Raw genomic sequence first — 15,108 nt, 5'->3', positions numbered from 1 at the left:
TACATCAATCTGCAAATAGATTTCAGACTATTGTAAATAGTTAGAGAAACTTTTATAATGTCTACAAGCAAAGAACGTTTGTGTTTATATAGAGTACATTGAAGAGGGGGAGCCATCGTGAAGGCCATTTCGATTGGGTTATTGGGACTTGGAACAGTAGGTTCTGGAGTCGTGAAAATTATTGAAAATCACCAAGACAAGCTTATGCACCAGATTGGCTGTCCAATTTTAATCAAAAAGGTACTTGTAAAGGATATAGAAAAAGAGAGGCGTGTTTCCATTGATGAAAATCTGCTTACGCTGAATCCCTCAGAGATACTTGAGGATCCGGAAATAGATGCAGTCATTGAAGTGATGGGCGGAATAGAGTTAACAAGAGAATATTTATTGAAAGCATTAGCCAATAACAAACATATTGTTACAGCCAATAAAGATTTAATGGCCTTACATGGCCCAGAGCTATTGGCTGCTGCATCCCGCAATAATTGTGACTTATTTTATGAGGCGAGTGTTGCCGGCGGAATTCCAATTCTAAGGGGATTAGTCGACGGTTTATCGTCAGACCGCATTACCAAGCTTATGGGGATCGTCAATGGAACGACAAATTTCATCCTCACAAAGATGAGTAAAAACGGCAGCGCATATGAAGAAGTATTAAGGGAAGCGCAGGAGCTTGGATTCGCTGAAGCAGATCCTTCCTCAGATGTCAGCGGATTGGATGCAGCAAGAAAAATGGCGATATTAGCCACACTGGGATTTTCAATGAATATTGATTTGGCTGATGTTAAGGTTCGTGGAATCACTGAAATATCTGAAGAGGATCTGAAATACAGCAAAAAACTTGGCTATACCATGAAGCTGATCGGGCTTGCTTCGAGGGATGGAGATAAAGTAGAGGTAAGCGTCCAGCCAGCCCTGCTTCCGGAGGGCCACCCTCTAGCAGGAGTGAATAATGAATATAACGCGGTTTATGTTTATGGAGAAGCGGTGGGCGAAACGATGTTTTACGGACCAGGTGCAGGAAGCCTGCCGACGGCGACTGCCATTGTGTCCGACCTTGTGGCTGTGCTTAAGAATTTAAGATTGGGAGTCAATGGAAAGAGTGCTGTGTCCCCGCAGTTTTCCAAATTACTGAAAAAACCAGCTGAAATTTTCGCAAAGTACTTTATCCGGATTCATGTAAAAGATGAAGTAGGGGTGCTTGCCAACATTACGCTATTATTTGCCGAACATGGTGTCGGGTTTGATAAAATCCTTCAATTGCCTTTAAAAGACAAAGATTACTCAGAAATCGTACTTGTCACGCATACCGCTTCCTTGAGAGATTACGAGTGCATTCTCCAAAAGCTGGAGAGCTATGAAATGGTAAAAGGAATTGAAAGTACATATCGTGTTGAGGGGGAGAACATCTTATGAGCTGGAGGGGCCTTTTAAAAGAATATGGGGATTATTTGCCTCTTACTGAAAATACGCCGGAGCTATCTCTTCATGAGGGCAATACCCCCTTGATAAAATGCAGCAGGATTTCAGAGGAATGGGATATTGAGCTGTATGTGAAGTATGAAGGTGCAAATCCTACGGGTTCATTTAAAGACAGGGGCATGGTCATGGCCGTTGCAAAAGCAGCAGAGGCAGGAAGTGATGCAATCATATGTGCTTCAACAGGCAATACTTCTGCAGCGGCAGCAGCTTATGCGGCAAGAGCGAATTTGAGGTGCATTGTGGTCATCCCTGAAGGGAAAATTGCGATGGGAAAGCTGGCCCAGGCTGTTATGTATGGCGCTGAAATCATTTCAATAAAGGGGAACTTCGATCAGGCGCTGAAAATTGTACGGAATATTAGTGAGACAGCTCCAGTTACTTTAGTCAATTCTGTTAATCCTTACCGGATTGAAGGACAAAAAACCGCTGCTTTTGAAATCTGCGACGCTTTGGGAAGCGCGCCGGAAATCCTCGCTCTTCCAGTCGGGAATGCGGGCAATATTACGGCTTACTGGAAGGGATTTAAAGAATACCATGAACGGAATGCGACAGGGCTTCCAGTAATCAGGGGCTTTGAAGCAGAAGGTGCAGCTGCTATCGTTCATAACCGGGTCTTTGAAAGTCCGGAAACCATTGCGACGGCAATCCGCATTGGCAACCCTGCAAGCTGGAACAGCGCGGTTGAGGCTGCAGATGAATCTAATGGCAAGATTGATGAGGTGTCTGATGAAGAAATTTTGGAGGCTTATCATTTTCTGGCCAGAAAAGAGGGCATATTCGCAGAGCCTGCATCATGCGCATCCATTGCCGGCATTTTCAAGGGACTGAAAAGCGGCGAGATTCAAAAAGGTAGCAAAATTGTGGCTGTACTCACGGGGAATGGATTGAAGGATCCCAATGTAGCTGTGGAAACAAGTGATATTAAGCCTGCTGTGCTCCCGATGGATGAAGAAGTCATTCTAAGACATCTGCAAGGATCTCCTGTTCTATGAAAGAAGGAGAGATGTTTTTGATCCGTGTCCCGGCAAGCACAGCCAATCTTGGGCCGGGCTTTGATTCAATCGGACTTGCATTGGGATTATATCTGGAAATAAAGGGCTGCCTGTCGGATAAGTGGGAAGTCATTCCGATGAATGAGGAATTATCTGTTTTTCCTGCGGATGAAAGTAATTATATAGTTTCTGTTGCCATAAAAACAGCCCGGCATTACGGAAGAGAGCTTCCTCCCTGCAAGCTGTTTATTCAAAGCGAAATTCCTCTTGCAAGGGGGCTTGGCAGCAGTGCGTCAGCTATTGTAGCAGGAATAGAATTGGCTAATATTGTTTGCGGCCTGGAGTTGCCCCTGCACGAAAAAAACAGGCATGCCTCTATACTGGAAGGCCATCCTGATAACGCGGGAGCCTCTGTATATGGCGGGCTTGTGGCAGGGTGGCATACGGAGGAGCGGACCGATATCATTTCGTTTCCGGTGGTAGGAATCAAGGTGGTTGCTGTTATTCCTGATTATGAATTATTAACAGAAGACTCCAGAAATGTTTTGCCGAATACCTTGTCATTCAAGGATGCCGTCAGTGCAAGTGCAGCGGCAAATGTGCTATTGGGGGCCATCTTGGCGAAGAAGTGGGAAGTCGCCGGGGCCATGATGAAGAGAGACAGATTTCATCAGCCCTGCCGCTCACATCTTGTACCGCATATGGAACTGATAGAAAAGGAGGCTGCCAAAGCGGGAGCCATAGGTACGGCTTTAAGCGGCGCAGGACCAACTGTACTTTGCCTGGTACAGGATGAGCAGGCTAAAAGCATCCAAGAGATTCTGATTAAGGAATTCCCCGATTTTTTCATCAAGATAATTGAAATCGTAAATGAAGGCAGCCAAACGTCCATTTTAACGGAAGGAAAAGGCCAGATGTATCACGCATAAAATTATTGGGGAATACAGGTAACCCGCTGACGGGAGTTTTACTGTATGTGCGGAGGAAATAGCTGCAAAGAAAAAAGCTGACTCAAGAAGTCAGCTTTGTTTTATAGGATAGTTATTAAAATACTTGTTCAACTTCTAAAACTCCTGGAACTTCCTCCAGCAAAGCACGTTCGATACCAGCTTTAAGGGTAATTGTAGAACTTGGACAGCTGCCGCATGCACCAAGAAGACGCAATTTAACGATGCCATCCTCTACGTCTACAAGTTCACAGTCGCCGCCATCTCTAAGAAGAAACGGGCGAAGTTTATCCAATACCTCTTGAACCTGAGTTTCCATTGCTTGTTCAGACATTGCAATCGACTCCTTTCCTAATACTTATTATAATATCATCATATGAAAAAATCCAACTGAAACTTCGCCTAAAATCGCCTATCTTCTTCAGGGCGGTATCAGTTACAATAGAGATAAAAAAGACAGGGAGACGTTTATGGAGAAAAAACATGTTGAAATTCAAATATATGGCGCCGAACAGATATGTGCAAGCTGTGTGAACCTGCCATCTTCAAAAGACACCTATGAGTGGCTTGAGGCTGCGCTTGCGAGGAAGTTTCCGGAACAGCCATTCACTGTGACATATATTGATATCTTCAATCCTGCAGAAGAAACCAAAAAAAAAGCATTTGCACAAAGGGTTATTGATGAAGATTTGTTTTATCCGGTCGTTTTAATTGAAGAAGAAATTATTGCGGAAGGAAATCCCCGCCTGAAATCCATTATCAAAACGATGGAAACCTATGGATACGTCCCGGCTGAATAATTAAAGAGACTTTCAGCAGGAACGGCTATCAGTTCTTTATATGCCGCAAATTAGACAGTTTGAAAAAAGATCATATAAAAGAATAGCAAGAGTATGGAGGACTGCGAGAAATCAGTCCTTTTTTATTTGCAGACATAAATAATCTGTACGGAGTTTTTAAAGAAAAGAGCCCTATAGAGGACAGAGCCGCCCTCAGGGGAAATATATGGATAATGAAATATCTGTGAAAACACATCGATAGGTTTGAATGGATTGAAACATGGCTATTGAATACGTGTAAACAATAAAAGGAGGAATGTAAAATGGCAGAAACAAATGTTAATAAAGTAGAAGGAAAATTACAAAACATGGATGGAAATCAAAAGGACCAAATTCTATCAAGCTTCCAGGAATTCAAAGACTATTTAGGCGATAAGGTTTCTAAAGGTGAAAAGCTTGGGCTAAACGAAGAGCAGCTGGCTAAAACAGCTGAAAAAGTGGCGAGCTATCTTGCGAAACATGAAGAGCCGCGCAACCGTGAAGAAAAGCTTCTTCAAGAGCTTTGGAAGGTCGGCGACAAGGACGAACAGCATAAACTGGCACATCTTCTTGTTAAGTTAGTAGGATAATAAATGGGGGGTTCCCCCGAATGCAAGGAGCAAAATGAAAGACATGAACAATCCATTTTTGAATAGAGATCTCTCTGTATGAACATATCATGCAGGGAGATTTTTTTATGGCGATTGCAGTTTAAAAGAATGATATAAAAACCCCTGTTCAAAGGGGTTTCAGGAGCCGTGACATTATCCGTTATGGTACTGTGATTATTTACAAACCTTATTACTAGTCTTTATTGCCACTAATAGGTGTATCAATCACAATTCATCCAACTAAAACCCAACATTTTTTTTAAAGGCTCTTTTCTTAAAGATTGTTGTTTTTTTATGAGTTCTGTGAGGCGATTCCGTTGTACCGGGTTGATTGGAGCGTAAGGTGCGAGACTCCTGCTTAGATTAGCGAAAGGTGAGGCCCCCGCAGGCATTGCTGTGGAGGCTCACCGCCCGCCACGCGGAAAGCGAGCATCCTGAAGCGGAAATCAACCTCTTGTTCCATAGCAACAAAGTTTACGAAATCAGCCTTTTTAAAAAACATCATTTTTAAAGAAGATGACTTATAACTTCAGAGATACTTTCATCAATTTTATTCTGCATCCTTTTAGTGACGCGAGTGTAAATTTGCGTGGTGGTCTTCCCGCTTGAGTAACCCGATCTTTTCATAATTGCCGGTAAATTAACATTCCCCTCGGCAGCATCAAAGTATGTGTATGGCGGTATGTGAGAGTGGAGTTTCTTTTGAATGCACAAAAGGGTGAAGAGTGAATCTAATTGATCCACACTAAAAAAATCATATGTTTTTTAGGGGGCGTTCAAGAGTTAGTATTTCATCTTCAAGTGAAGAAAACTGTTGTTCAGCAACGTGTCTAGCATCTTGGACAGCCGCATTATAGAAATGAGGAGCAAGTGACTCCTTAACAAAATCTAATACTCTTTCTGCCGCAAATTCAGTTATCTCTTCATCTCTTTCTAGGGAAAAGAATGTTTGAATATCGGAAATCATTAATTGCTGCTGCTCTTTTGAAAGATTTAAAAACAAAAAAACCACTCCTTAAAATATGATATGCCTGTAACTATACATGGGTAAGCAATGAAAACAAAGGCTTTAATATTTCAAAAAAATATGTACACGAGGAGAAAAAAATATTCGCAGTTCATTCCTACTGAACAAAAACTGTGTTGTCCAGGGTGGTTTAAAAATGAAGAATTTTCCCGTTTGTAAGAATAATAAAATTAAAGAAGCAGGCGGAGAAGAAATAGCCTATGAATGCACTGTATCTATGGAAAGATGTTAAAGGGGAGGAGCGGGTGCCTGATACGGTTCATCTATTTGTAAACGCGGTTGGGAAAGTGAAGCATGTACCGAATAGTTCGTCACTTATGAAATGCAAAAATTAAAAATGAGAGCACATAAAGTGCCCCCATTTTTACTAACGACGATGTTCTAAAAGGTCAATTGTACCTAATACAATATGCGCTAAACCGAATCCGAAAACTGTGTTTGCAATCATTTTGTTGGAACCGGGTTTTTGTTTCAAGGCATAGCCAGTAGCAGTAACTACAGAACCTAAAACGGTTGGGATCATACCTTCACGTATATTCATTAAAGTATCCCTCCACATCGAAGTTAGTTAGGGTTGTTACCCACTTTTAAGATAACCATTTGAAATAAAACATATGTACTTACTCAAAAAACAGCAATTAAGTTTTATACAAAACGTTCCCCAATTGTACAATCGGATAGAAACCCCTCATAAATGTAAAAAAGCCCCTTTTTTATCAGGGGTTATTGAAAGAATATAAGAAATAGATACTTATCCGTTATGATACTTATACATCCATAGTATGCCTGATTTTAGGAGACGTGCTACCCTGCCTGTAATGGCACGGTCTGCTACAAGGCCAAATCCGTGTTTTTTGCCAAGTGAGCCCATGACTCCTTTTAGCTTAATGACCGGGAAGCTTTCAGGAAGCGGCTCATTTGCCCATTTTTTCAGCAAAACCTGAACGATTTGTTCAGCTTGTCCTTCAGCTAATTGTGCGCTTGGAGCATGCGGAAGGCTTGCGCAGTCTCCTACTACAAAGACACTGTCGCTGCCTGGGATGAAATGCTGCGGAGTCAATACAGCCCTTCCTTGACGGTCTTTTTCAATATCCATTTCTCTAATGACCCTGCTTGGCTGAATGCCGGCAGTCCATACAATGACATCGCACGGAATGGCTTCATCATGGTTATAAAGCAGGTTAGGTTCAACACGCGTAATATTGGAATTATTGACAATTTCAACATCATGCTTGGTAAACCAGCTCTCCACATATTTGCTTAAGCGCTCAGGATATGCTGAAAGGATATGTGCACCGCGGTCGAATAGTTTGATGTTCAAATCCGAACGGCTTTCTATCAATTCACTTGCCAATTCCACACCGCTAAGGCCTGCACCAACAATGGCTACAGTTGCTCCTTCGCCAAGATTGTTAAGTGCCTGATATGTTTTTCTTGATTTATGCATGGTTTGAATGCTGTAGGTATAGGTATCTGCCCCAGGCACATTGTGGTATTTATCCTCACAGCCCAGGCCGATGACTAAATCATCATAGTTTAAAGGCTCTTTATCCTTTAAGATAACCTGCTTTTCCTCTGTGTTCACGGAAACGATTTCACCGTAAACGATTTTAAGGCGAGGATGCTCAGGAAAGGCCATACGGATATGATGATCTGAGATCGTTCCGGCTGCCAGTGCGTAATATTCTGTTTTTAGGCAATGATATGGATTGCGGTCAACAAGTGTTATCGTTACATCTTCAGGAAGCTGTCCAGGCAGTAATCTTTGAAGGATTCTCATTCCGCCGTAACCGCCGCCAAGTATGACTAAATTCTTCATCTTGAATTTCCCCTTTGTGTATGATCTTATTGGTTAGATCGTTAAGTGCTCAGCCGTCAGCTGCCATTATGCAGCATTCAAAAAAATCCCCTGATTCCTTTGTTCTATGCTGTTCGTTTTGTTTTTGCAGTAAAGTAAAACTTCCGTCAGCGGAGGCATTCAGCCTCCCGCTGGCAGCAAGGCGTACCATTCGGGATTGTACAGAAATTCTTTCCTGCTTCATAATAATTCCATTTTTTAAGCAGGTTATGACTGCCCGTTACTGCAGGATTAATTGTAAAATATTTTTAAATACCATACAAAAGTATATCGAAATTGTGAAAAAATCACAACTTAATTATAAAAAAAGGATGCTGTTTGATTCTATATTAGTTGACTGGAGTAAAGAAAAAGGGTAGGATGTTCTGTTAGTGATAGTGAGGTGGTAGAATGAATCCAATTATCGAGTTTTGTATCAGCAACCTGGCAAGCGGCTCTCAAGAAGCATTAGAGCAATTAGAAAGAGATCCAAACTTTGATATTGTTGAGTATGGATGCTTAAGCTATTGCGGCAAGTGTGCCAGAAGTTTATTTGCATTGGTGAATGGAGAGCCTGTAACAGGAAACACCACAGAGGAGCTTGTCCGGAATATTTACCAATATCTCGAAGACAATCCAATGTTTTAATAGAGAGTAACAAGTATATATATCAGGAAATTTATGGGGAAATCACCATCTGAGTAAGCCATTTGCGGTGCTGCAGGGTAACGGCAGGCACTTGAACTTTTTGGGTTAAACCCTATAAATACAACTTAGGGACAGGCTGAAATGAGCCTGTCCCTTTTTGGTATCTGCCTCAGATTCCGATTAGTTCAGCAGACTGGGATTTCTTATCTTCGCGGATTTCCTGCCAGCGCTCTTTTGCCATTTCCACGATTTTGGGCTCTATAGTCTGCTTCTGGCGTTCTATAACCATAGAGAAGTACCTGACTGCAGAGGGAAGATCTGAAATTCTTCTTGATAGTTCTCCTGCAAGGTATAAAAGTTTAACTTCTGATACCTGTGTTCCTTTAAAGTCATCTGTAGAATAGGAATTCATGTATTCCTGGCGTGCTAATTTCATGAAGCGGATTTCCTGGACAGAATCCTCTGACAGCCGGAACAGCCAAGCCAGCCTTAAATAAATTCCGGCAATGGTGATATGTTTTTCCTTTTTCAGTACAGCACAATAACTGGCTAGTTTATAGGTTTTAATAGCTTCATAAATAGTTCTTTTGCCCCCGAAATCATGGGGGACCCAGTTTGCGCATATTTTATCCTCGATGGATTCCCTGGTGGAAGGCGGAAAATATGGAGAAAAATCTGCAGAATAGGAAAAGCCGCAATTAGGGCAGACGTGAATATTGTATAAGAGGGCATTTTCGCTTTCAGCGCTGTATTGCGGGCAGAAATCAGTATCATAGCTTGAAACTTTAATAAAACGCGAACGGATATTTTTGACGCTGGATTTGTGCTGGCAATATATGCATTCCATCTTACGGTCAAACAACGGCTGTATTCCTTCCATAATTTTCACTCCTTATGTATTTGTATGGTTCATTTGGCATATTCGGCATATAGTATATTATGACTATATTTTTATTATAGCGGATATTTCTTTCGTTGGAAGCAATTCTTTTTACAGCCTAAATGCGGGATAGTTGAGAAGCCTTTATCTCCTGGTATATACTGATAAATAGAATATGCCTTACGCAGATTGATAAGGAGGATTACAAATGAGTGAAGTTGTAACAATTACGGAAGCGGCAGCTTTTCAAATAAAAGAAATGATGAAACACAACGGAGAAGAAGGATCCTTTTTAAGGGTAGCGGTAAAGGGCGGCGGATGCAGCGGATTATCCTATGGAATGGGCTTTGAACAGAAAGCCGGAGAAAATGATCAAAAAGATGAGCAATTCGGCATAGCTGTCCTTGTAGACGGACAGGACGCCCCCATCTTGAATGGCACGGTCATTGATTATAAACAATCCTTAATGGGCGGCGGGTTTACCATCGAAAACCCGAACGCCATCGCATCTTGCGGCTGCGGGTCATCCTTTAAGACAGCAACGAATGCAGGAACTCCGGAGAATTGCTAAATGCTGAACTCTCACTATCCAGGGCCGCTGATTGAAGTGCAGCCTTAAGAAAATCGGCTAGCTGATTGGCGTGTTGGGTTGCCTCGTTTTGTGCTTCAATCAGCCTATTTGCTAAAAAAAGTAGTCAAGTCTCTTATTAAAGGGATTTGGCTTTTTTGTTTTTTAATGAAAATGGCCGGTCCCTAATAGGGCTATGATGAAACTGTTTACAATAAAACAAGATAAAACGTTTTGGTTCTCTTTTTTGGTGAGCATTTCGATTTGGCTTGAATCAAGACGCAATTAGAATCGATTATCCAATTAAAGGAAAAAATAACTCCGATTCGAACATAAAAAATAAATGAACGGTCTTATTTAATTAAGAGCTTTAAAGCAGGTGAATAAGAGTGCTTTTACTGGGGTTAAAATTTCAATTTGGCTTAAATTCTTTGGATTTCGCTTGAATCCAGGCATAATTAAATTTATCACGAATACTGAGGTCTGAGGGAAGGAAAGAAAGAGACAAAGGATAATGCAACACAAAAAATCCAGTTTATTCCTAAAGTGGTGAACAAGCCAGCCATTTTGTATGAAGGCCGCCAAGGAATGTAAAAAATGCAGATTTTTAATTGGCCATAGATATGCACATGAAGAGGGTGTTTTTAAATTTAGCGGTTTTTAGAGAGGTGGTTTCTGTTGAAGGAGTATTTGTTTTCCCGCCCAATAAATAGCCAATAATCATTTTCTGTGTCATTTCCCTATGCCCTGCATACTATGTATTAACCCATTGAAGTACTTCCTTAATAAGAATAAGGAGATGTTTTACATGTCTGACGGATTTGGATTTGGCGGAGGTTTCGCATTATTAATTGTTTTGTTCATCCTTTTAATTATCATCGGCTGCAGCTGTGGCGGCGGTTATGCCGGCGGCTACGGATACGGCGGATATTGCTGAAAAAAACCGGCCTGCTGCAGGCCGGTTTTTTATTTATCCATCTATTGGCGGTTACAGATTTTCAATGGCTTCTTCTATAGGCACATTGCCGTTTAATATTTCAAAGGATTTATTCAATGTTCTTGCAGCGGTAAGAGAATGGACAAGCACCTGGGCGACATCTCCCCTGGTGATAGATCCTTTATGGCTTTCCAATTTTTCCTGGGCGACGATTTTACCTGTTGGATCATCGAATGAAAGTGCTCCTGGACGCACAATGGAGTAAGACAAGCCGCTGCTTTTTAAATGCTCATCTGCATCATGCTTGGCCTGATAATAATTCTGCATTTCCTTTGCTCCCTGTTCCGGATAATCTGATCCCATGGAGCTCAGCATGACAAAGCGTTTAATGCCAGCTTTCTTTGCAGCATCGACAACCTTTATCGCGCCATCTCTATCAACGGAAATGGTTTTTTCAGGGCCGGTCTTTGATCCGGATCCCGCTGCGAAAATCACAGCATCCATATCTTTGAGTGCATGATCAACCTCTTGCTCCAAATCGGCTATAACCGGGATTGCACCAAGACCCTCCATGTCATTCTGCTGTTCCTGGCTGCGAATCATGGCATATGCCTGATGCTCGCTGTCACGGCTAAGAATTTCTGCCGCTATTCTTCCTGTATGTCCGTTTGCACCGACGATTAATACTTTCATTTATTTTTCACCCTCTCATTTTTGCTTCTCGTATTATCTTCCCCGACAGTTAATGAAGTAAACTACATTGTATTTCCCTAAGCCTGCTTGCCCAAAAAAAAAGGAAACCAAAACGGGCAAAACAAACGCCCTGGTTTCCTTTCATTTTTATATGGATTTCGGTATTAAAACATAGAAGAACTATGCATAGGCTGGATTCTTGCCTTCGGATCGATGTATTGTTTTGCATTATTAATGGCAGTTGGAGCCTCGCCAAATCCGCTTGCAATCAATTTTACCTTTCCATCATATGTGCAGATGTCGCCAGCTGCATAAATGCCGGGAATGTTGGTCTCCATTTTCGAATTAACAACAATGGTGTTTTTCTGAATATCCAATCCCCATTCTTTGATTGGCCCAAGGGAAGAAACAAAGCCATAATTGACTATTACAGAGTCCACGTCAATTACTTCCTTGTCTTCTCCGTTTGCACCTTCAACAACAACCTGTGTAATCTTGTCTTCGTTTCCGATAAATTCAGCAGGCACAAAAGGTGTTTTGATGTCTACTTTAGAATTTTTAAGGTTATCTACACTATGTTCGTGGGCGCGGAATTTGTCGCGGCGGTGAACGATGGTTACCTTTTCAGCAATTGGCTCAAGCATAAGCGCCCAGTCTACTGCAGAATCTCCGCCTCCAAAAACGACAACCTTTTTGCCGGCAAACTGATTTAAATCATCAATAAAGTAGTGAAGGTTTTTGCCCTCATATTTAACAGCATCTTCCAATTCAATTCTGCGGGGCTGGAACGCTCCATTTCCTGCAGTGATGATAATTGTTTTTGAATAGTGGATTCCTTTTTCTGTTGTTAGCTTGAATATGCCGTCTGCCTGCTTTTCAAGCCTTTGCACAGATTGTTCCAATACCACTTCTTGTTCGAATTTGGACATTTGCTCTTTTAAATTATTAACGAGCTCTTGTGCCCTTACCTTGGGGAACCCTGCAACATCATATATATATTTTTCCGGATATAATGCTGATAGCTGGCCGCCAAGCTGCGGCAGACTTTCAATGATTTTTACGGTGGCCTGTCTCATTCCTCCGTAAAAAGCAGTGAATAAGCCTACCGGACCTCCGCCGATGATTGTTATATCAAAAACCTGTTCATTTTCTTCCAAGTGATAACCTCCTAAGTAATAACTCTAATCTGCCTTATATTTTATCATAAATAATATCTTAATCCTTTTAAATAATACTGATTTGGCAGCTGAATTAAAAGGCAATTTTTTCTTTTATTCAAAAGAATCCGTCAAATCTCCCCGCGAAAGCCACTGGAAAAGTGCGGTTAAGGAAGGTGCTGAATGTAACAGAACACTTTAAAAAAGGATTGTGTTATGAAAAGAATGGGTATGTAAAATTATGCTTTCTATTGTTCAGTTAGTATTAAACAAATCGTTATTGAAAAAAGAAAATGATAAAGGTTATTATTTTTTCAGAAAAATTATGTGAATTTTCCGAATAACACCGCCTGGCTTCTTCATGCCTTAGTGAATACATTCACAAAAAAAAATTGTATTTTTATCACTATTGTTCGTGCAACCTGTAAATGATAAGTACAAGGTAAACAAGAAATAATAGTAAAGGTGAAGTGATACCCTTGAACAAACCAAGAATCGTTATATTAGGGGCGGGCTACGGCGGTTTAATGACGGTTGTCCGCCTGCAGAAGGCATTAGGTGTCAATGAAGCGGATATTATCCTGATTAATAAACATGATTATCATTATGAAACAACCTGGCTGCATGAAGCCTCGGCAGGTACCCTGCATCCAGACCGGGTGCGGTACGATGTCAAAAGTGTCATTGATAAAAATAAAGTTGATTTTATTAAAGGCACTGTGACAGAAATGAAAATTGCAGATAAAAAAGTCATCCTTGAGGACAGGGAAGTTTCTTACGATTATTTAGTTGTATCTCTAGGGGCTGAAGCCGAAACATTCGGCATTCAAGGCCTAAAGGAACATGCTTTCGCGATTACGAATGTTAATGCTGCGAGGCAGATTAAAGAACATATTGACCTGCAGTTTGCGACATTCCATGCAGAGGAAGAAAATAAGCTCGAGCGCCTGACCATAGTGGTTGGAGGGGCCGGCTTTACGGGAATCGAGTTTCTTGGCGAATTGGCCAACCGCATTCCCGAGCTATGCAAAGATTATGATGTAGACTTCCGCCATGTACGGGTAATTTGTGTTGAGGCTGCACCAAGCGTTTTGCCGGGCTTTGATCCTGAGCTGGTAGAATATGCGGTACATTACCTTGAGAAAAAAGGCATTGAATTTATGATTGGAACTCCTATAAAAGGGTGTACTCCGGATGGAATCATCGTTGGCAAGGGAGAGGAAGAAGTAGAGGAAATTAAGGCAGGGACAGTTGTCTGGGCTGCTGGGGTACGCGGAAGCTCAATTATTGAAACCTCCGGGATTGAAGCTGCCCGCGGCCGTGTGAAAGTAAACCATGACCTGAGGGTCCCTGGGCATGAAGACATTTTTATCATTGGTGACTGCAGCTTGGTCATTAATGAAGAAATTAACCGGCCATATCCGCCGACTGCACAGATAGCGATGCAGCAGGGAGTAGCGGTGGCAAAGAATCTGACTAAACTAATCCGTAATGAAGATGATTTGATTTCATTTAAACCAGACATTAAAGGTACGGTATGTTCACTTGGTGAACATGATGCAATAGGTGTGGCATTTGGCAAGAAAATGTCAGGAAAGAAAGCTTCCTTTATGAAAAAAGTCATTGATAATCGTTCATTGTATATGATCGGCGGGGCCTCCATGGTCCTAAAAAAGGGAAAATTCAATATTTTTTAAAACAATGTTATCCGCAGTTAGGCTTCATGGGCGTGCTAAGTATTAAACGGGTATTGCTGAGTTAATGAAAGGCTGTTAAGGTTTTCCTTAATGGTCTTTTAACTTTAGATGTAAGCTGATTTGCAGCCAATTGCTGAAATTCTCTGTGAAATAGCGGATTACGTAATAATCACGCAGGCGCGATGCAGCGGGAAGTTTTGAAGGCTACGATTGTGGGCCTGTGGCAGCAAACAGGATAAACAGAAAAATTAATTCAAATGGGAGGGGCATGGAGCAGATGAAAGAACGCGGTAAGAATGTATGGCTGGCCGTTTCAGGCCTTGTCGCTGCAGAGGATGGAAAATGGCTTGTCGTCAATAAAAGATATGGGGGGCTAAAGGGTGTATGGTCTCTGCCTGCCGGTTTTGTAAAAGAAAACGAAACAGTTGATGAAGCCGTCATCCGGGAGGTTTTGGAGGAAACAGGAATACAAGCAGAGGTAGAGGGATTGCTGGGGATAAGAAGCGGGGTAATCGGCAATGAAATAAGCGATAATATGCTGATTTTTCTGCTGAAGCCACGATCCTTTGATGTGATTGCTCAGACAGAGGAACTATATGAAGCTAAATTTATAGATCCTGAGATTTTGATAAAAGAAGGCAATCATTCTGTATTGCTTGAGCAGCTGCTGTCTTATAAAAAAGAGCATATGCAAACCATTCTGGATGGTATTGATACAGGGAGCCACTTTGGATACACCTCTTATAAGTTATTTTTGTAATTTTCAGTAATTTTAACAAAAGATGAGTAAATGGGAGAAATGATACAATGTATC

At 41.5% G+C, this 15,108-nt stretch carries 17 protein-coding genes; 10 read left to right on the top strand and 7 right to left on the bottom strand.

Going from position 1 to position 15,108, the window contains the following annotated elements:
* The first annotated feature begins 114 nt into the window (after positions 1-114).
* The 3 genes from ACN6MY_RS22340 to thrB are packed head-to-tail and all read left to right on the top strand — an operon-like array spanning position 115 to position 3,403.
* Entirely contained in the window at positions 115-1,416 is a 1,302-nt protein-coding gene (locus tag ACN6MY_RS22340) for a homoserine dehydrogenase (protein ID WP_419884255.1), read from the top strand.
* A complete protein-coding gene (gene thrC / locus ACN6MY_RS22335) occupies positions 1,413-2,474 on the top strand; it encodes a threonine synthase (RefSeq protein ID WP_419882107.1) in 1,062 nt (353 codons plus the stop codon). Before ACN6MY_RS22340 ends, thrC begins: the two co-directional genes overlap by 4 nt.
* Positions 2,471-3,403: a homoserine kinase gene (thrB, locus tag ACN6MY_RS22330; protein ID WP_419882106.1), complete on the top strand. Its 933-nt coding sequence runs from the start codon at positions 2,471-2,473 to the stop codon at positions 3,401-3,403. The genes thrC and thrB overlap by 4 nt, the downstream gene beginning before the upstream one ends.
* 115 nt (positions 3,404-3,518) lie before the next feature.
* Here the strand turns inward: thrB and ACN6MY_RS22325 are convergent, their stop codons facing one another.
* The gene (locus ACN6MY_RS22325) at positions 3,519-3,755 is read right to left on the bottom strand and encodes a NifU family protein (protein ID WP_071351872.1); all 237 of its coding nucleotides are present in this window, start codon (positions 3,753-3,755) and stop codon (positions 3,519-3,521) included.
* Positions 3,756-3,891: 136 nt separating this feature from the next.
* Here ACN6MY_RS22325 and ACN6MY_RS22320 point away from each other — a divergent pair, with 136 nt between their 5' ends.
* Positions 3,892-4,221, top strand: coding sequence for a YuzD family protein (locus ACN6MY_RS22320; RefSeq protein WP_419882105.1), 330 nt, complete (start codon positions 3,892-3,894; stop codon positions 4,219-4,221).
* A 302-nt stretch (positions 4,222-4,523) separates the two neighbouring features.
* Complete coding sequence (locus ACN6MY_RS22315; protein ID WP_419882104.1) at positions 4,524-4,829, top strand: DUF3243 domain-containing protein; 306 nt, start codon at positions 4,524-4,526, stop codon at positions 4,827-4,829.
* Between the two features lie 775 nt (positions 4,830-5,604).
* On the opposite strand, the gene ACN6MY_RS22310 is transcribed toward ACN6MY_RS22315, so the two are convergent.
* The 3 genes from ACN6MY_RS22310 to ACN6MY_RS22300 form a co-directional block, all read right to left on the bottom strand.
* A complete protein-coding gene (locus ACN6MY_RS22310; protein WP_419882103.1) occupies positions 5,605-5,853 on the bottom strand; it encodes a DUF2164 domain-containing protein in 249 nt (82 codons plus the stop codon).
* 391 nt (positions 5,854-6,244) lie between these two features.
* Positions 6,245-6,418 (bottom strand): asparagine synthase, encoded by a 174-nt coding sequence (locus tag ACN6MY_RS22305; RefSeq protein WP_419882102.1) that lies wholly within the window; start codon positions 6,416-6,418, stop codon positions 6,245-6,247.
* 210 nt (positions 6,419-6,628) lie between these two features.
* Positions 6,629-7,696, bottom strand: a complete 1,068-nt coding sequence (locus ACN6MY_RS22300; RefSeq protein WP_419882101.1) for an NAD(P)/FAD-dependent oxidoreductase — start codon at positions 7,694-7,696, stop codon at positions 6,629-6,631.
* 429 nt (positions 7,697-8,125) lie between these two features.
* On the opposite strand from ACN6MY_RS22300, the gene ACN6MY_RS22295 reads away from it, so the two are divergent.
* Positions 8,126-8,362, top strand: coding sequence for a YuzB family protein (locus ACN6MY_RS22295; RefSeq protein ID WP_071351866.1), 237 nt, complete (start codon positions 8,126-8,128; stop codon positions 8,360-8,362).
* Positions 8,363-8,531: 169 nt separating this feature from the next.
* Here the strand turns inward: ACN6MY_RS22295 and ACN6MY_RS22290 are convergent, their stop codons facing one another.
* Entirely contained in the window at positions 8,532-9,242 is a 711-nt protein-coding gene (locus ACN6MY_RS22290) for a DUF2225 domain-containing protein (protein ID WP_419882100.1), read from the bottom strand.
* 208 nt (positions 9,243-9,450) lie between these two features.
* Here ACN6MY_RS22290 and ACN6MY_RS22285 point away from each other — a divergent pair, with 208 nt between their 5' ends.
* Complete coding sequence (locus ACN6MY_RS22285) at positions 9,451-9,813, top strand: HesB/IscA family protein (RefSeq protein ID WP_419882099.1); 363 nt, start codon at positions 9,451-9,453, stop codon at positions 9,811-9,813.
* Positions 9,814-10,609: 796 nt separating this feature from the next.
* A complete protein-coding gene (locus ACN6MY_RS22280; protein WP_419882098.1) occupies positions 10,610-10,747 on the top strand; it encodes a YjcZ family sporulation protein in 138 nt (45 codons plus the stop codon).
* 51 nt (positions 10,748-10,798) lie between these two features.
* On the opposite strand, the gene ACN6MY_RS22275 is transcribed toward ACN6MY_RS22280, so the two are convergent.
* Both ACN6MY_RS22275 and ACN6MY_RS22270 read right to left on the bottom strand, forming a co-directional pair.
* A complete protein-coding gene (locus tag ACN6MY_RS22275) occupies positions 10,799-11,440 on the bottom strand; it encodes an SDR family oxidoreductase (RefSeq protein ID WP_419882097.1) in 642 nt (213 codons plus the stop codon).
* A 164-nt stretch (positions 11,441-11,604) separates the two neighbouring features.
* On the bottom strand, positions 11,605-12,597 hold the full coding sequence (locus ACN6MY_RS22270) for an NAD(P)/FAD-dependent oxidoreductase (RefSeq protein ID WP_419882096.1): 993 nt from the start codon (positions 12,595-12,597) through the stop codon (positions 11,605-11,607).
* A 470-nt stretch (positions 12,598-13,067) separates the two neighbouring features.
* Here ACN6MY_RS22270 and ACN6MY_RS22265 point away from each other — a divergent pair, with 470 nt between their 5' ends.
* A complete protein-coding gene (locus ACN6MY_RS22265; RefSeq protein WP_419882095.1) occupies positions 13,068-14,294 on the top strand; it encodes an NAD(P)/FAD-dependent oxidoreductase in 1,227 nt (408 codons plus the stop codon).
* Between the two features lie 277 nt (positions 14,295-14,571).
* Complete coding sequence (locus tag ACN6MY_RS22260; protein ID WP_419882094.1) at positions 14,572-15,054, top strand: NUDIX domain-containing protein; 483 nt, start codon at positions 14,572-14,574, stop codon at positions 15,052-15,054.
* Positions 15,055-15,108 lie beyond the last annotated feature (54 nt).

Origin of the sequence: Peribacillus sp. B-H-3 (assembly GCF_048572925.1) — a bacterium.
Taxonomy (GTDB): Bacteria; Bacillota; Bacilli; order Bacillales; family DSM-1321; genus Peribacillus.
This window is presented reverse-complemented; position numbering and strand designations above follow the sequence as displayed.